Source organism: Pantoea sp. SYBGC1 (assembly GCF_057197005.1).
In genome coordinates, this window is record NZ_JBXUNM010000013.1 from 33,207 (window position 1) to 50,067 (window position 16,861).

Annotated in this window: 13 protein-coding genes; 2 read left to right on the forward strand and 11 right to left on the reverse strand. The window is 57.8% G+C overall.

All coding sequences use genetic code 11. From position 1 onward, the window contains the following. Positions 1–41 precede the first annotated feature (41 nt). Entirely contained in the window at positions 42–1,355 is a 1,314-nt protein-coding gene (locus tag AC2CF9_RS16840) for an MFS transporter (protein WP_484557520.1), read from the forward strand. On the opposite strand, the gene AC2CF9_RS16845 is transcribed toward AC2CF9_RS16840, so the two are convergent. The 7 genes from AC2CF9_RS16845 to tkt all read right to left on the reverse strand — a co-directional run bounded on the left by AC2CF9_RS16845 (position 1,339) and on the right by tkt (position 9,817). Continuing rightward, positions 1,339–2,037: an IclR family transcriptional regulator gene (locus AC2CF9_RS16845; protein ID WP_484557521.1), complete on the reverse strand. Its 699-nt coding sequence runs from the start codon at positions 2,035–2,037 to the stop codon at positions 1,339–1,341. The genes AC2CF9_RS16840 and AC2CF9_RS16845 overlap by 17 nt on opposite strands. A gap of 76 nt (positions 2,038–2,113) precedes the next feature. After that, the gene (argO, locus tag AC2CF9_RS16850; protein WP_484557522.1) at positions 2,114–2,734 is read right to left on the reverse strand and encodes an arginine exporter ArgO; all 621 of its coding nucleotides are present in this window, start codon (positions 2,732–2,734) and stop codon (positions 2,114–2,116) included. A gap of 131 nt (positions 2,735–2,865) precedes the next feature. Next, complete coding sequence (mscS, locus tag AC2CF9_RS16855; RefSeq protein WP_150018524.1) at positions 2,866–3,747, reverse strand: small-conductance mechanosensitive channel MscS; 882 nt, start codon at positions 3,745–3,747, stop codon at positions 2,866–2,868. A gap of 308 nt (positions 3,748–4,055) precedes the next feature. Beyond that, the gene (gene fbaA, locus AC2CF9_RS16860; protein ID WP_039380055.1) at positions 4,056–5,135 is read right to left on the reverse strand and encodes a class II fructose-bisphosphate aldolase; all 1,080 of its coding nucleotides are present in this window, start codon (positions 5,133–5,135) and stop codon (positions 4,056–4,058) included. A 102-nt stretch (positions 5,136–5,237) separates the two neighbouring features. Further along, positions 5,238–6,401 carry a phosphoglycerate kinase gene (pgk, locus tag AC2CF9_RS16865; protein WP_094111522.1) on the reverse strand — a complete coding sequence of 388 codons (1,164 nt, stop codon included), beginning with the start codon at positions 6,399–6,401 and terminating at the stop codon, positions 5,238–5,240. Positions 6,402–6,452: 51 nt separating this feature from the next. Further along, positions 6,453–7,472 (reverse strand): erythrose-4-phosphate dehydrogenase, encoded by a 1,020-nt coding sequence (epd, locus tag AC2CF9_RS16870; protein WP_039380059.1) that lies wholly within the window; start codon positions 7,470–7,472, stop codon positions 6,453–6,455. A 353-nt stretch (positions 7,473–7,825) separates the two neighbouring features. Next, a complete protein-coding gene (tkt, locus tag AC2CF9_RS16875; RefSeq protein WP_150018523.1) occupies positions 7,826–9,817 on the reverse strand; it encodes a transketolase in 1,992 nt (663 codons plus the stop codon). Positions 9,818–10,089: 272 nt separating this feature from the next. Here tkt and loiP point away from each other — a divergent pair, with 272 nt between their 5' ends. Next, on the forward strand, positions 10,090–10,845 hold the full coding sequence (gene loiP / locus AC2CF9_RS16880; RefSeq protein WP_150018522.1) for a metalloprotease LoiP: 756 nt from the start codon (positions 10,090–10,092) through the stop codon (positions 10,843–10,845). Between the two features lie 45 nt (positions 10,846–10,890). Here loiP and speB read toward each other — a convergent pair whose 3' ends face one another. From speB to AC2CF9_RS16900, 4 genes are all read right to left on the reverse strand, one after another. Beyond that, complete coding sequence (gene speB, locus AC2CF9_RS16885) at positions 10,891–11,811, reverse strand: agmatinase (protein ID WP_039380065.1); 921 nt, start codon at positions 11,809–11,811, stop codon at positions 10,891–10,893. Positions 11,812–11,955: 144 nt separating this feature from the next. Beyond that, on the reverse strand, positions 11,956–13,152 hold the full coding sequence (locus AC2CF9_RS16890; protein ID WP_370513348.1) for an HlyD family type I secretion periplasmic adaptor subunit: 1,197 nt from the start codon (positions 13,150–13,152) through the stop codon (positions 11,956–11,958). Positions 13,153–13,175: 23 nt separating this feature from the next. Beyond that, a complete protein-coding gene (locus AC2CF9_RS16895; protein ID WP_150018521.1) occupies positions 13,176–15,353 on the reverse strand; it encodes a type I secretion system permease/ATPase in 2,178 nt (725 codons plus the stop codon). Beyond that, positions 15,350–16,801: a TolC family outer membrane protein gene (locus AC2CF9_RS16900; RefSeq protein ID WP_150018520.1), complete on the reverse strand. Its 1,452-nt coding sequence runs from the start codon at positions 16,799–16,801 to the stop codon at positions 15,350–15,352. The genes AC2CF9_RS16895 and AC2CF9_RS16900 overlap by 4 nt, the downstream gene beginning before the upstream one ends. Positions 16,802–16,861: the final 60 nt, after the last annotated feature.

Sequence of the window (16,861 nt, forward strand, 5' to 3'; positions counted from 1 at the left end):
TTTCGCTTGATGGATACTCTCTGTTTCCAGGAACCCTGCCCATGGCGCACGATCCCTCAAGCCCTGGCGCGCCTGCTGCTGGCGTGCGCGTCGGGCGCACGCGTTTTCTGATGCTGGCGCTGGTGTTTGTGAACATCATTATCAACTATATGGATCGCGCTAATCTGGCCGTGGCAGCGCCCGCGCTGAGCGCTGAGTTACAGCTCACTCCGCTGCAGATGGGGCTGATTTTTTCTGCGTTTGGCTGGATCTACGCCGCACTGCAGATCCCGGGGGGCTGGCTGATTGATCGACTCGGTGCGCGTATGGTGTATGCCGTGGCGATGATCGGCTGGTCGCTAATCACCCTGCTGCACGTCTGCGCCAGCAGCGTGGCGGCGCTGGTCGGGCTGCGGCTTGGCGTCGGCGCATTTGAAGCGCCGGTAATGCCGGCGAATAACCGTATTATTTCAGGCTGGTTTCCTCTGCATGAGCGTGCCAGCGCCATTGGCATTTACTCCTCGGCGCAGTTCGCAGGTCTCGCCTGCGTTACGCCGCTGCTGTTTCATATTGAAGCGGCATTTGGCTGGCGCGGGCTGTTCGCTATCACCGGGCTGACCGGCATTCTGTGGGCGGGCGTCTGGTTTGCGCTCTATCGCGAGCCTGGCGAACATAAACGGGTATCAGCCGCAGAGCGCGCCTGGCTGCTGGAGAACGGCGCGCTGCCCGACAGCGCATCGGCCGGGCGCACACCGCTACGCCTGAGTGACGTGCAGCAGATGCTGTGCAACCGCAGACTGCTGGGCATCTGTCTGGGCCAGTTTTCTATTTCCGCCACGTTCTGGTTTTTTCTGACGTGGTTTCCGACCTATCTGGTCCGGTACCGGCATATGGATTTCATTAAAAGCGGCTATGTCGCCTCGCTGCCTTATCTGGCGGCGTTTTGTGGCGTACTGCTGGCGGGATTTATCTCCGATTATCTGCTGCGGCGCGGCGTTTCAGCCAGCGTAGCGCGCAAGCTGCCGATACTGCTCGGGCTGACGATGACCCTGTTTATCCTCGGAGCCAACTATACGGATAACACCACGCTGATCGTGTTATTTATGTCGCTGGCTTTTTTTGGCAACGGGCTGGCAACCATTACCTGGGTTTTTGTCACCACGCTGGCACCGCGTCATCTGGTCGGGCTGGCAGGCGGCATGTTTAACTTTACTGGTGCCCTCTCCGCAATCGTGGTGCCAATTGCGATTGGCGCGCTGATCGACGGCAGTGATTTTGCTCCGGCGCTGGTGTTTATCGCCGCCCTGGCGCTGGTGGGGATCGGCAGTTATCTGTTTATCGTTGGCCGCCCCGACGAGATTACTGCTCCCCGGTGATCTTCTGCGCCAGCGCTTTCAGCTGCGCCACCCGCTGCGCCAGATGTTCATCATCCCGCTGCCAGATTTTAGCGAACGCCAGCGCCGCGCGATTATGATTGATCGGCAGTGCCATACCAATCTCACCATCATCACGCTGCCAGATGAGATGATCGCTCTGGCGTTTGCGCGCCAGCAGAGGCGCCATCTGCGTCCACTGCGCTGCGGCAAAACGCGGCTGCAGCTGCACATCAGGCTCTGCGGCCAGCAGCGCTATGCCAATCACCGACTGCCACGCCGGCAGCATGCGAAATCCGGCCAGCGCCTGACTGGTACGGGTGCGTTCACCGGGCTCTGAGTGCCAGATATAGATGACCTGATCTTCCCACAGCACGCCCAGCGCCACCACGATATCGGGCGGTGCATAGAGCTCCAGCTGCGGCAGCGCCTGCGCAAACAGCGAGGAACCCCGAATCGCCTGCGCCGCCAGCGCGTGAACCCCCGGCCCTGGCAGGTAGCGACGCTGCTCATCCTGAACGGTGAGGCCGATCGACGCCATGGTCATCAGCAGACGGTTAACGCGCGTGCTGTTCATTCCCATCTGACGCGCCAGCTCACGCCCGCCAATGGCTCTGTCGCTGGAGACCAGATACTGCAGGCAGCGGATACCGTCAATCAGGCTCTGGTTAGGTTGAGAAGACATCGGTCACCTCCGGGCGCTAAAAACTCAATCTTAGCAGCCTCGTCGCGTCAATAATGCCCCCTGCGCGTTTTACTTTTTAATCCGTCAGCGCCTGATGCGCCAGCTGGAAAGCGATAAGCCACATGACGCTGCCGACCAGCAGGTTGATGATGCGCTGCGCGCGCGCGGTGCGCAGCCGGGGCGACAGCCAGGCCGCCAGCAGCGCCAGACCATAAAACCAGATTACAGAGGCGCTGACGGTGCCCAGCGCGAACCATCGGCGGGCATCGGCTGAGGGCAGCTGACCGCCGAGGCTGCCGAGCACCACAAACGTATCCAGATAAACATGCGGATTGAGCCAGGTCACCGCCAGCATCATGGCGATAATGCGCCAGCGTCCCTGTTTCAGCGTGCTGTCCTGCTCCAGCGCAATACCGCCGCGCCATGCGCTGCGTAACGCTCCCCAGCCATACCAGAGCAGAAACGCAACGCCTGCCCAGGTGATCAGCGTCAGCAGCAGCGGTGACTGATGCAGCAGCGCGCTGCCGCCAAATATGCCGCCGCAGATCAGCGCAATGTCGCTCAGGGTACAGAGCGTGGCGGTCATCAGATGATAGTGGCGCTTGATGCCCTGATTCATAACAAAGGCGTTTTGCGGGCCCAGCGGCAGGATCAGTGCAGCGCCCAGCGCCAGCCCCTGCAGATAAATTGATAACACGTTGAATAACCTGAAAAGAGAAGAGGATGGGCGCAGTATATCGGCCGGAGGGTATTAGCGGAAATTGAAAGATTTAATTGGTCATTAGCGCTGTTAATAAGTAAGGCACCCGCAGGTGCCTTACGCTAACGTTATTTGGTCAGGTTGACCGGCTGCTCCTGCGCCTCGCCTTTAACCTGGTGCAGATGCACATCCATCTGCGGATAAGGGATGCCGATGCCGTGCGCATCCAGAGTACGCTTAAAGTTTTTCATCAGATCCCAGTAAACGTTCTGCAGGTCGCCGCTTTTACTCCAGCAGCGCACGACAAAGTTCAGCGACGAAGCTGCCAGCTCGTTGAGGCCAATCTGAATACCCATATCTTTCAGCACGCGCTCATCCGCTTCCACCACCTCACGCAGCAGATCGATTACCTGATCGACATCCGCGTCGTAGGCCACGCCGATAATAAATTCGTTGCGGCGGATCGGCTCACGGGAGAAGTTAATGATATTGCTGGCGATGATTTTACCGTTAGGCACTACCACCATTTTACCGTCCGCGCTTTTCAGCGTGGTTGAGAAAATCTGCACATTCTGTACGGTTCCCATCACGCCACCGAGGTCAACAAATTCGCCGGTGCGGAATGGACGAAAAGTCACCAGCAGTACCCCTGCGGCAAGGTTAGAGAGCGAACCCTGCAGTGCCAGACCTACGGCCAGACCCGCCGCACCCAGTACGGCGATGACTGATGCGGTCTGTACACCCACCCGCCCCAGCGCTGCGATGATAGTAAATGCGATAACGCCATAGCGGACTAAGGCTGAAAGAAAATCTGCCACGGTCGCATCGATATGGCGTGCCACCAGCAGACGATTTACGCCGTTTGAAACAATACGCGCGATAATCATACCCACGATAATAATCGCGATTGCTGCCACGATATTGACCGCATAGCTCAGGATCAGTGCCTGATTACGCACCAGCCATCCACCTGCACTGTTAATGCCATTTACGACATTTAAGTCTTCCATTTGTCAGCCCTGTTGTTGAGTTTCCCGCAGGAAATTACAAAAACGGCCAGATTGACTCCGGCACTCCAGGCTTCAAGGTTAAACAAAAACAGCATGAAGCGCCAAAATTAAGCTGATTTAACATTGTATTGAGGGAAAAACGTACCGGAATTGATGCAGATTAGCGCAGCACAGACCTGCAGGCCGCTGGTTCGTTAGCGGCAACGTATGGCGGGCTGGTATGTGGTTTTGTCGGGCAGAAAGCGCACTATAACACCGTGAAAAACGCATAAAAAAGGCCCCAATGGGGCCTTTTTACTGCAGCGAACTTACAGTACGTCGACTGCGTTCAGCTCTTTAAACGCCTGCTCTAAGCGCACAACCATTGAGGATTGTGCCGCACGCAGCCAGACGCGTGGATCGTAATATTTCTTGTTCGGGCTGTCCGGGCCATTCGGGTTGCCCAGCTGCGACTGCAGGTACGCTTCGTTAGATTTGTAGTACTGCAGAATACCGTCCCAGGTTGCCCACTGGGTATCGGTATCGATGTTCATTTTGATCACACCGTAGCTGATTGACTCTTCGATCTCTGCTGCAGAAGAGCCGGAACCGCCGTGGAACACGAAGTCCAGCGCGTTATGTTCCAGACCATGCTTCTCGCACACATATTTCTGTGAGTCGCGCAGGATGGTTGGGGTCAGCTTCACGTTGCCTGGCTTGTAGACGCCGTGCACGTTGCCGAAAGAGGCGGCGATAGTGAAACGCGGGCTGATTTTGCTCAGCTCGGTGTAGGCGTAATCCACATCTTCAGGCTGGGTGTAGAGGGCTGAAGCGTCCATATGGCTGTTGTCCACGCCATCTTCTTCACCACCGGTGCAGCCGAGTTCGATTTCCAGCGTCATATCGATTTTCGCCATGCGCGCCAGATATTTGCTGGAGATTTCGATGTTCTCTTCCAGCGACTCTTCAGAGAGGTCGATCATGTGTGAAGAGAACAGCGGCTTACCGGTTTTTTTGAAGTGCTCTTCACCGGCATCCAGCAGACCGTCGATCCACGGCAGCAGTTTTTTCGCACAGTGGTCAGTGTGCAGAATGACCGGCACACCATACTGCTCAGCCATCAGATGCACATGGTGTGCACCGGCGATAGCGCCGAAAATTGCCGCGCCCTGTGGTTTGTCGGTTTTGAAACCTTTACCGGCGATAAATGCAGCACCGCCGTTAGAGAACTGAACGATGACCGGCGCTTTAACTTTGGCAGCAGCTTCCAGTACCGCGTTGATGGAGTCCGTGCCGACGCAGTTAACTGCAGGCAGAGCGAACTTGTGCTCCTTCGCTACCTTGAAGACTTTCTGAACGTCATCACCAGTGACAACGCCGGGTTTTACGAAATCAAAAATTTTAGACATGGTTGTGTCCCGTTTCGTTACCGTTCATTCCCGAAGGGAATGGGATTTATTTGCCCCGGTCGGGGCCAGTTTTAAGGCAGCGCCGGAGCGCTGCCCCCAGAATTACTGCTTAGCGCGCTCTTCCAGCATCGCCACCGCAGGCAGCTTTTTGCCTTCCACGAACTCCAGGAATGCGCCGCCACCGGTTGAGATATAAGAGATCTTCTCTTCAATACCGAACAGATCGATAGCCGCCAGAGTGTCGCCGCCGCCTGCTACAGAGAACGCATCGCTGTCAGCAATCGCATTGGCCACAATTTCGGTGCCTTTACGGAAGTTAGGGAACTCAAAAACGCCTACCGGGCCGTTCCACAGGATGGTTTTGGCCTCTTTCAGGATCTTCGCCATGTTCTGTGCGGTTTCATCACCGAAGTCCATAATCTCTTCGTTATCCTGCACTTCTGAAACCTTTTTCACGGTAGAAGGTGCAGTTTCAGAGAATTCCGTGCCTACGCGGGAATCGGTCGGCACCGGAATACCATACTGGTCACGCAGGCCTTTGGCTGCTTCAACGAAGTCCGGCTCATAGAGTGATTTACCGACCTTGTTGTCGATAGCCACAAAGGTGTTGGCGATGCCGCCGCCCACAATCACGGTATCCGCAATTTTGACCAGCGACTGCAGCACATCAAATTTAGTCGATACTTTTGACCCGCCGACTACGGCAACCAGCGGACGCTCCGGGTTGCTCATGACTTTACCCAGCGCTTCCAGCTCAGCAGAGAGCAGCGGGCCTGCGCAGGCGACTGGCGCAAACTTGCCCACGCCGTGAGTCGAAGCCTGCGCGCGGTGCGCGGTACCAAATGCATCCATTACAAAGACGTCACACAGCGCGGCATACTTCTTCGCCAGCGTCTCGTCATCTTTCTTTTCGCCTTTGTTAAAACGTACGTTTTCCAGCACGACCAGCTCGCCAGCACCCACTTCCACGCCGTCAAGATACTCTTTCGCCAGCGTAACCTGGGTACCGTTCAGTTTTTCTTTCAGGTAGTTAACAACCGGCAGCAGCGAGAACTCTTCGTTATATTCACCTTCAGTCGGGCGACCAAGGTGAGAGGTAACCATCACTTTCGCGCCCTGTTTCAGTGCCGCTTCGATGGTAGGCAGGGAAGCACGGATACGTGCGTCAGATGTCACTTTTCCTTCTTTCACTGGCACGTTCAGATCGGCACGGATCAGAACACGCTTACCAGCAAGGTCCAGATCGGTCATCTTAATTACAGACATGGTGAATCCTCTCGTTGATTCTCGTAAGTTTTGCCAGACGCCATCCGCGTCTTACCTGAAACCGCTTGCGGCCATTGCTAACGTAGTATCGATCATCCGGTTAGCAAAGCCCCATTCGTTGTCACACCAGACCAGCGTCTTGATCAGGTGATGACCGCTGACCCGCGTCTGCGTACCATCAACGATGGCACTGTGCGGATCGTGGTTAAAATCTACTGAGACTAACGGTAATTCCGTATAGTCAACTATACCACGAAATGCCCCTGCTGATGCGTTTTGCAGCAGCGCATTGACCTCACACGCCTTTACCGCCGCCCGCACCGAGACGCTCAGATCAATCGCCGTCACGTTGATAGTGGGTACGCGCACCGCTATCGCTTCGAAGCGATCGTTAAATTTCGGAAAAATGCGGGTGATGCCGGCAGCCAGCCGCGTATCGACCGGAATGATCGACTGACTCGCTGCCCGGGTGCGGCGCAGATCGCTGTGATAGGCGTCGATCACCTGCTGATCGTGCATGGCTGAGTGGATCGTGGTCACGGTGCCGGACTCGATCCCAAAGGCATCATCCAGCAGCTTGATCACCGGAATAATGCAGTTGGTGGTACAGGATGCGTTAGACACAATGCGGTCAGTTTGTTTAAGAGCCTGTTCGTTTACGCCGAACACCACGGTTGCATCCAGATCGTTGCCGCCCGGATGCGAAAACAGGACTTTTCTGGCACCCGCCTGCAGATGCGCCTCGCCGTCGGCGCGGCTGCCGTAAACGCCGGTGCAATCCAGCACTACATCCACGTCCAGCTGCTGCCACGGCAGCGTGCCGATCTCAGCCTGATGCAGGATGCGGATAGTGTCCTCCCCTACCCACAGCAGATCGCGCTCCTGCCGCACGTCGAAGGCGAAGCGACCGTGGCTGGTATCGTACTTCAGCAGATGTGCCATGCCGGCGGCATCTGCCAGCTCGTTAATCGCCACAACCGTAATTTCCGCCCGGCGTCCCGTTTCATAGAGCGCACGCAACACATTGCGTCCGATACGACCAAAGCCATTGATAGCAATACGAATGGTCATCGCTTTTCCTGCAACTGCACCTCTGAAATGTGCCAGATACCTTGAGCGTTTCACGCCATTTTGTACAGGAAATTCTTGCGCAGCGCCTGGGGCACTGCTGCGAGATAACCTGCCAACTGAAACGGTTCAGCCAGAATAATGCATGCGAGGAATAACCGGAATGATTGCGATCAAGGATGGTGATGATTATTGGATCTGCGTCACAAAAATGAGGCGACTAATCGATTACTGCAGGAATAATTGAAACGTTTCAGGTGGAGAAGGAGGAGAAAATAAAACAGGGCGCGCATCAATGCGCACCCTGTGGTTCACGATATCCGGTCTGGTAAGCCGCCGCTAAAGGCGACCCCGGATTACAGAATAGATTTTGCGGTTTCTACCACATTCTCAACGGTAAAGCCGAACTCTTTAAACAGCAGCTCTGCCGGCGCAGATTCACCAAAGGTGGTCATGCCAACGACCGCACCGTGCAGGCCGGTGTATTTGAACCAGTAATCGGCAATACCCGCTTCAATGGCAACGCGCGCGCTAACCGCTTTCGGCAGCACCGCTTCACGGTAGGCGGCATCCTGCTTATCAAACGCATCCGTTGATGGCATAGAAACCACGCGTACATTACGACCTTCGCTGCTGAGTTTGTCAGCGGCAGCTACCGCCAGCTCAACTTCAGAGCCGGTAGCGATCAGGATCAGTTCCGGCGTGCCGTTGCAATCTTTCAGCACATAGCCGCCACGTACCACGTTTGCCAGCTGCTCAGCGGTACGATCCTGCTGCGCCAGGTTCTGGCGGGAGAAGATCAGCGCTGACGGGCCATCCACACGCTCAATGGCATATTTCCACGCAACAGCAGACTCAACCTGGTCACAGGGACGCCACAGGCTCATGTTTGGCGTCGTACGCAGGCTGGCCATCTGCTCAACCGGCTGATGCGTCGGGCCATCTTCACCCAGACCGATAGAGTCGTGGGTATAAACCATGATCTGACGGATCTTCATCAGCGCCGCCATACGTGCTGCGTTACGCGCATATTCAACAAACATCAGGAAGGTCGCGGTATAAGGCAGGAAACCGCCGTGCAGCGCAAGGCCGTTGGCAATGGCGGTCATACCAAACTCACGCACGCCATAATGGATGTAGTTACCCGCTGCGTCTTCGTTGATCGGTTTAGAACCGGACCACATGGTCAGGTTGCTGGGTGCCAGATCGGCAGAACCACCGAGAAATTCCGGCAGCAGCTTGCCAAAGGCTTCAATCGCATTCTGCGACGCTTTACGGCTGGCGATTTTAGCCGGGTTCGCCTGCAGCTGCTCAATAAACTGCTGCGACTCCGCCTGCCAGTTAGCCGGCAGCTCATTGTTAACGCGACGCGTAAACTCTTCAGCCAGCGCCGGGAAAGCTGCCGCATAGGCTGCAAACTTCTCATTCCATGCTGACTCTTTCGCCTGGCCCGCCTCTCTGGCATCCCACTGCGCATAGATATCGGCCGGGATCTCAAACGGCGCGTGGCTCCAGCCCAGCTGCTTGCGCGTCAGCGCAATTTCATCGTCGCCCAGCGGCGCGCCGTGTGAATCGTGCGTGCCCGCTTTGTTAGGTGAGCCAAAACCGATAACGGTTTTACACATCAGCAGTGACGGCTTGTCAGAGACGCGCTTCGCCTCTTCCACCGCCTGTTTGATCGCTTCTGCATCGTGACCATCCACGCCGCGCACAACATGCCAGCCGTAGGCTTCAAAACGCGCTGCGGTGTCGTCGGAGAACCAGCCATCAACGTGACCATCAATGGAGATACCGTTGTCGTCATAGAACGCAACCAGTTTGCCCAGCTTGAGCGTACCGGCGATAGAGCAGACTTCGTGCGAAATCCCTTCCATCATGCAGCCGTCGCCCATGAAAACATAGGTATGGTGGTCTACGATATCATGACCCGGACGGTTGAACTGAGCAGCCAGCGTGCGCTCGGCGATCGCAAAGCCCACGGCGTTAGCGATGCCCTGACCCAGCGGGCCGGTTGTGGTTTCCACGCCTGGCGTATAGCCATATTCCGGGTGACCTGGGGTTTTAGAGTGCAGCTGGCGGAAGTTCTGCAGCTCGCTCATTGGCAGATCGTAGCCGGCAAGGTGCAGCAGGCTGTAGATCAGCATAGAGCCATGCCCGTTCGAGAGCACGAAGCGGTCGCGGTCAGCCCACTGCGGGTTAACCGGGTTGTGGTTCAGGAAATCGCGCCACAGCACTTCAGCGATATCCGCCATGCCCATCGGGGCACCCGGGTGTCCCGATTTAGCTTTCTGTACTGCGTCCATACTTAACGCACGAATGGCGTTGGCAAGCTCTTTACGAGAGGGCATGTTCTACTCCAGATCGGATTAAGGCTCCGCCGCACTTAACGTATTGTAATTAATCAGTTATAAGGCGAAGCGTGAAAGAAGTCGCCCATCAATGTACATGAAAATCGGCACAAAAGTACATGCATCCGCGTGCTAATTATCATGGCTGCGATTGCATTTTAAGCCGCGTCTGCTAGCAACCGCGAAACGGGCGCGCTATAAACATCGGGTTTATACATCTGGCCTGCTTTCAGGTGTCTGTTTTTACGACGAGTTACTTAAAGGATGATGATATGAAAATCCGGGCTACGGTTACGGCAATCGGAGTGGCAGCGCTACTGAGCGGCTGTCAGGGGTTTGATAACAACGCGCTGCTGCAGTCGGGCGCGCAGGCCTATCAGGCCTATTCGCTCAGTGATGCGCAGGTAAAACAGCTGAGTGACCAGTCCTGTACGCAAATGGACAAAGAGAATCAGGTTGCGGCGGCAAACAGCAGCTATCAGCAGCGTCTGAATAAGATCGCTGCCGCGCTGGGCGACAATATCAACGGCACGCCGGCGAACTATAAGGTGTACGTCACCAAAGATGTCAACGCCTGGGCGATGGCCAACGGCTGCATCCGCGTTTACAGCGGCCTGATGGATATGATGACCGATAATGAAGTGGAAGGCGTACTGGGCCATGAGATGGGGCACGTTGCGCTGGGCCACACGCGCAAAGCGATGCAGGTTGCCTTTGCCACCGAAGCCGCACGCGGTGCTGCCGCCTCGGTCGGCGGTATTATTGGTTCGCTGTCGCAGTCGCAGCTGGGCGATATCGGCGAGAAGCTGGTTAACGCGCAGTTCTCGCAGACTCAGGAGTCGCAGGCAGATGACTACTCATATGATCTGCTGAAAAAGCGCGGTATCAACCCGCTCGGTTTAGCCACCAGCTTTGAGAAGCTGGCGAAGATGGATCAGGGGCATCAGAGTTCGATGTTTGACTCCCATCCTGATTCCGAAGCGCGCGCGCAGCATATCCGCGATCGTATCGCGGCAGACGGCAAATAAGCACCTGCTGCAGCCCTTCTTCCGCCGGGAGAAGGGCTGCCACTATCAGCCTTTGTTCGCTGCCTGCACGTGCAGCATATCCAGCGCCAGCGTAGCCGCCGCCAGCGCGGTGAGATCGGCGTGATCGTAGCCCGGCGCCACCTCGACCAGATCCATGCCGACAATATTCATTCCCTGCAGGCCGCGCACCAGTTTGGTCGCTTTGTCGCTGCTCAGACCACCAATCACCGGCGTACCGGTGCCTGGCGCGTGCGCCGGATCGAGGCAGTCGATATCAAACGTCAGGTAGACCGGCAGGTCGCCCACGGTGCGCTTCACCTCCGCCAGAATATCATCCACGCTGCGATCGTTAACCTGCGCCGCGTCCAGCACGTTGAACCCCAGGCTCTTATCAAATTCAGTACGGATACCGATCTGCACCGAGTGCTGCGGATCGATCAGCCCCTCTTTTGGCGCAGTGAAAAACATGGTGCCGTGGTCAAACGTCGGGCCGTTAGAGTAGGTGTCGGTATGCGCATCAAAATGCACCAGCGCCATTTTACCGAAATGCTTCGCGTGGGCGCGCAGCAGCGGCAGCGTAATGTAGTGGTCACCGCCAAAGGTCAGCATGCGCTTGCCGCTGGCCAGCAGTTTTTCCGCATGCGCCTGCAGTTTGTCTGAGAGATCCTGCGAGTCGCCAAATGCGTAAACCAGGTCACCGCAGTCCACGACATTCAGGCGCTGACGCAGATCAAACTCCCACGGCCAGCGGCACCCTTCCCACGCCAGGTTAGTGGAGATCTGACGAATCGCGCCCGGCCCCAGACGGCTGCCCGGACGGCCCGACGTCGCGGCGTCAAACGGTACACCGGTAATCACCCACTCAGCATCGCTGTCATACGGCTGGAAGTTGAGCGGAAAACGCATGAAGCCAAAGGCGTTGGAAACCAGGGAGTTGTCATACTGATTGCCCAGGGTGTTATACATAATTCATCCTCTTTACGTCAGGCAGCACCGGCCTGGTTTTGGGTCAGATATAAAAAAATCCCTTCCGCGTCGTTAGGCCCGACGAGGAAGGGATTGATGGCGTGATTATCGCCGGGAATATACTCCCCTGCAATCCTCATCCGCTTAGCGCTCGCGCATCGCCTCTTCAGCTTTATTGAACGGCTTAACCAGATAATCCATCACGGTTTTCTCTCCGGTTTTGATATCCACCGTGGAGACCATGCCGGGCGTGATAGAAAAGCGCCGGCCCGCTTTATTCTGCACATAGTCGTTATCGGTGCGGATAAATACCCGATAGTAGTAGATCTCTGGTTTCACCTCATCCTGGATGGTATCCGGCGAAATGCTCTCTACTACGCCATTGAGACCGCCATAGATGGCGTAATCGTAGGCGGAGATCTTTACCACCGCGCGCTGCCCCGGATGGATAAAGGCGATATCGCGCGGCGACAGGCGCGCCTCCACCAGCAGCCGGTCGTTGAGCGGGACAATGTTCATCAGCTCGCCGTTGGGCGGCACCACGCCGCCGACCGTAGAGACTTTGATATTTTTAACGATACCGCGCATCGGGGCGCGGATCGTCAGTCGCGTCACCGTATCTTCGCGCCCTTTAATCACTTCAGCGAGGCTGTCCGCTTCCGCGCTCGCTTTGGCCAGCTCTTCACGCGCCTGAACATAATATTGCGAACGCATATCGGTCAGCTTCAGCTCCAGATCGGATTTTTCACGCTGCAGGCGCAGCACCTCCACATTGCTGGCAGCCCCACTCTTTGCCAGCCGCTGCGTAATCGCCAGCTCGCGGTTAGCCAGCGCCAGCGACGCCTTAAACTGCTTCGTCGCGTCGTTGAGCTGTGCCCGCTTAGTATTATAGAGACGGGTTTCTGCCGCGATCAGATCGGGCCAGCCGCTAAGCTCATCCGGAAAGGTCAGCCGGGTGTCGTTAACCTCTGCCCGCAGGCGTGACGCCGCCGCCAGCGCGGCGCGATAGCGTGCCGCGCTCTCACCCACGCTTGACTGGGAACGGGTCGGATCGAGACGCGCCACCACCTCACCCGCCTGCACCTGATCGCCCTCGTGCACGTACAGCTCCGTCAGAATGCCGCCCTCCAGCGACTGCAGCACCTGCTCGCGTGAGCTGGGGATCACCTTACCGGTCCCGGTTGAGACTTCATCCAGCACGCCAAACCACGCCCAGATCAGCGCGACCAGCATCAGCGCGGCGCTGATAACAATCAGCCGCACCGCCCCGCTATAGTGCGTTTCCGATTTCAGTTCACCCAGCAGATCGTCTGACGCATCTGTTTCAGCAGCCGTGACCAGCCGCAGTTTTGCCGGCAGCTGCTTCATGCGTTTACCTCCGGCAGATTTCCGCCGCTGCGCGCTGGCGGCAGCGCTTTCTCTTTCGGACTGTCCATGACCAGCTGTCCCTCTTTCAGCACCAGTATCCGATCCACCAGCGACAGAATCGCGGCACGATGCGTCGCCACGATCAGCGTGCGGCCGTTCAGCCACGCGCCGAGGCGCTCAATAAACTCTTTCTCCGTGTGATCGTCGAGCGCGGCGGTGGGTTCATCCAGCAGCACGATATTGGGATCGCGCAGCAGCATGCGCGCCAGCAGCAGCGACTGCCGCTGCCCGCCGGAGAGGCCGGTGCCCCCCTCCATGACCGGGTGATCCAGCCCCAGCGGCAGACGGCGAATAAATTCTGCTCCGCCGCTCACCGTCAGCGCAGAGAAGATGGCATCATCGGTAGCGTGTGCCGCGCCGAGCGTCAGGTTTTCGCGCAGCGTACCGTGAAACAGACGCGCGTTTTGCGTCAGCAGCCCGACGTTGCGCCGCACGTCGGCCACGTCAATATGCGGCAGGCTGAGGTTATCAAGCCGCAGCTCACCGCTCACCAGGTCCATACCGCCCGCCATCGCCTGCAGCAGCGTGGATTTACCGGAGCCGTTGCGGCCCAGCACCGCAATACGCTCCCCTGGCTGAATGGTCAGGGATTTGATACGCAGCGCCATGGTCAGCGAGTCGCTGTAGTAGCGGAACATGGCGTCGGTGAACTGATAGTGGCCAAACAGCACCGGACAGTGGATACGCGTCTCATCGCTGCTGTTCTCAACCGGCAGGTTCATCAGGCCGTCGAGGCTGGTTTTTGCCGCCCTGACCTGCTGCCAGCGCGCCAGCACGCCGCACAGCGTCGCCATCGGTGCAATCATGCGCGAGGAGAGCAGCGACGCCGCGACAATCGCGCCGGTAGTGATATCGCCGTTGATCACCATCGGCGCGCCCACCACAATGACGCTGGCGTAAACCAGTCCCTGCACCGTTACGCCCCAGCTAATGAGCGAGTGCATCACTTTACGCATCGCGACGCCCGACTGCGCGGTGATACGGATATAGCTGTTCCACTGCTGCAGAAAGCGATCCTCCGCCTGCATCAGCTTGATATCCTCCAGCCCCTGCACGCTCTCCACCAGCACTGCGTTACGCAGCGTGGACTCTTTCAGCGCCTGCTGCGCCAGCTTCGCCAGTTTTTTCTGACTGAGCAGGCCCGGCAGCACCATCAGCAGCACCGCCACCGGGGCGATCCACGCCAGCTGCGGCGCAATAATCGCCATAACCAGCAAAAACAGCAGGAAAAATGGCATATCGACAATCGCCGTCACGGTGGTTGACGTCACCATTTCCCGGATCGCCTCCAGCTCACGCAGCTGGGAGATAAAGGTGCCGGTAGAGCGCGGCACCACGCTGTTGCGCAGCCGCAGCGCATGACCAAACACCCGATCGGAGACGCGCATATCGGCGCGCTTGCCCAGCAGGTCGGTAACGTGATCGCGTCCCACGCGCAGAATATAGGTAAATACCACTGAAATGATCACGCCAGCATAGAGGACATAGAGCGTCGGATAGGATTGCGCCGGGATCACCCGGTCATAGACCTGCATCGAAAACACAATTCCTACCAGCGCCAGCAGATTGATCAAAAAGGACGCCAGCATCACGTAGCCGTAGGGACGCAGATCGTGCAGCACCAGCCGCCGCAGCCAGTCGGGGCGGACGGTAGCCAGGTAGCGGTCAACCCGGCTATCTTTCGCCGCCGCCACCGGTCGCAGCGCGGCCACCACGCGGAGGGCGGGCAGCAGATCGGTGAGCATCACCGGCGTCGGCTGTTCATCGCCGGAAAAGTGCACCCGAACGCGATCATCACCATCAAACGCCGTCACCACGCCGACCTGGCCATCATCCAGCTCAACCGCCAGCGGCAGGCGCCAGCGCGTGATCTCCCGGCTTTCTTCTGCAAACAGCTGCAGCGACAGCCCCGCCTGACGTGCCAGATGGCGCAGCGCTTTATCGCGCGTCTGTTTGCCCTGCCACTCCGCTGCCGCCATGATCATGCCTGGCGAACAGGGCAGCCGGTAGTGAGTGGCGATCTGAATAATGGCCGTGGCCCAGCCGTTAAGCGGCAGCTCGCCGCCGCTGGCGGGCTGGCTCTCAGGCGCGTCCGGAATTGGTAATTGGGTCATGGCTGGATCTCCACGGTCTGGATGCGCTGGTTATTGAGCGTAAAGGCTGAACGTATCTGTCCGGTGCTGTAAAGACAGTCGAGCTGCAGCGATCGCAGCTGGCTTACGGTCTGCTGTAGCGTAAAGCGGGTCTGCCACACCTCCTGTTCGGCATTGAGCACGTCCAGCAGCGGGCGTGTCCCGAGCTGCAGATACTGATCCTGATAGAGCTGGCGGGTTTTCTCGCCCAGCGCCTGCTGGCGCCCCATAATCGCCAGACTCTGCGACAGGCTGAGCGCCTCATTCTGCGACTCACTCAGCTGCTGACGCGCTTTCAGCCGTGCGGAATTTACCGCTGCGTTCGCCGCCTGCAGCGCACTGGCGGCGGCGTCGCGCGCGGCGGTAATCCCGCCGCCCTGATAAAGCGGCATTTCTACTTTGATAAAGGCAGAGTACTGCGTGCGGTCCAGCGACTGACTGCCGGCGTAGCGATCGTTGAGATAGTGGGTAACCTGCGGCTCCAGCGAGATAGTCGGCAGGTTCTGTGCGCTGGCGTTATCCAGTTTGGCCTGCGCCTGATTAGCCTGCGCCCACGCGGCCAGCACCGCCGGGTTGGTTTTGTCATCCGCTTTGCCACTGGCACAGCCGCGGGTCAGCGTCGCGGGAAACTGGTCGCTGACCTGCTTTACCAGCGGCCAGCCCAGATAGGTGGCTAAAGTTGCGCGCCAGCGGTTAAGGCTCGCCTGATACTGTGTCAGGGTGGTGCGCGCGCCTTCGATACGCGCATCCGTCTGGGTCGCGTCGGAGAGCGAGGCGGCGCCCTCTTCATTACGCTGCCGCGCCAGCACGCCAATCCGGCTTAAGGCGCTGAGCTGATCGCGGGCAATCTTTACCAGCTGCTGATAGCCCTGCACCTGAACCAGTGCCGCTGCGGTATCGTGCGCCACGCTGTCGATACTCACCAGCACGTTAGCCTGCTCCTGCGCCACGCCCGCCTCAGCAGAGCGAACCGAGCTGCTGACTTTGCCAAAGTCATAAAGCATCTGCGACACCGACAGCACAAATGAGGGGCTGAAACCGCTGCCGCTGTAACTGTTGCTATAGCCATTGTTCATGCCCGCACTGATTTGCGGATAATATTTTGCCTTTGCCACATCAACCTGATTCGCCTGCTCCAGCATGGTGCCGATCGCCTGCGCGATATCAGGATGCCACTGCACCGCACGCTGTACCGCCTGCTCAATCGTCAGGGTATCCGGTACGCTGCCCAGCGCCGGTTCGGCGACTTCGCCCGCGAGCGACGGCAGCTCCTGCTGCTGAACCAGCTCACTTTGTGTGATAGACCCAGCACGTATCAGCGTCTCACTGGCGGCACTAAGATGCGCACTGTAAAACAACAGAAAGCCCGCGCTTACTGCGGCGGGCAGAGAGGAACGGCGAAAAGGTGCGCCGGATTGCATCAGATCCATCGATTATCCACCAGTCAGAATAGAGAAAGGGCACCTCCTGTGCCCGTGATGCTTCCCTGC

Bases quoted from the DNA above. Each gene is read 5' to 3' on its own strand.
- pgk (WP_094111522.1), bottom strand. From the start codon at position 6,401: ATGTCTGTAATTAAGATGACCGATCTGGACCTTGCTGGTAAGCGTGTT.
- AC2CF9_RS16895 (WP_150018521.1), bottom strand. From the start codon at position 15,353: ATGACCCAATTACCAATTCCGGACGCGCCTGAGAGCCAGCCCGCCAGC.
- loiP (WP_150018522.1), top strand. From the start codon at position 10,090: ATGAAAATCCGGGCTACGGTTACGGCAATCGGAGTGGCAGCGCTACTG.
- AC2CF9_RS16900 (WP_150018520.1), bottom strand. From the start codon at position 16,801: ATGGATCTGATGCAATCCGGCGCACCTTTTCGCCGTTCCTCTCTGCCC.
- tkt (WP_150018523.1), bottom strand. From the start codon at position 9,817: ATGCCCTCTCGTAAAGAGCTTGCCAACGCCATTCGTGCGTTAAGTATG.
- AC2CF9_RS16845 (WP_484557521.1), bottom strand. From the start codon at position 2,037: ATGTCTTCTCAACCTAACCAGAGCCTGATTGACGGTATCCGCTGCCTG.
- AC2CF9_RS16840 (WP_484557520.1), top strand. From the start codon at position 42: ATGGCGCACGATCCCTCAAGCCCTGGCGCGCCTGCTGCTGGCGTGCGC.
- epd (WP_039380059.1), bottom strand. From the start codon at position 7,472: ATGACCATTCGTATTGCTATCAATGGCTTTGGTCGTATCGGACGCAAT.
- speB (WP_039380065.1), bottom strand. From the start codon at position 11,811: ATGTATAACACCCTGGGCAATCAGTATGACAACTCCCTGGTTTCCAAC.
- fbaA (WP_039380055.1), bottom strand. From the start codon at position 5,135: ATGTCTAAAATTTTTGATTTCGTAAAACCCGGCGTTGTCACTGGTGAT.
- mscS (WP_150018524.1), bottom strand. From the start codon at position 3,747: ATGGAAGACTTAAATGTCGTAAATGGCATTAACAGTGCAGGTGGATGG.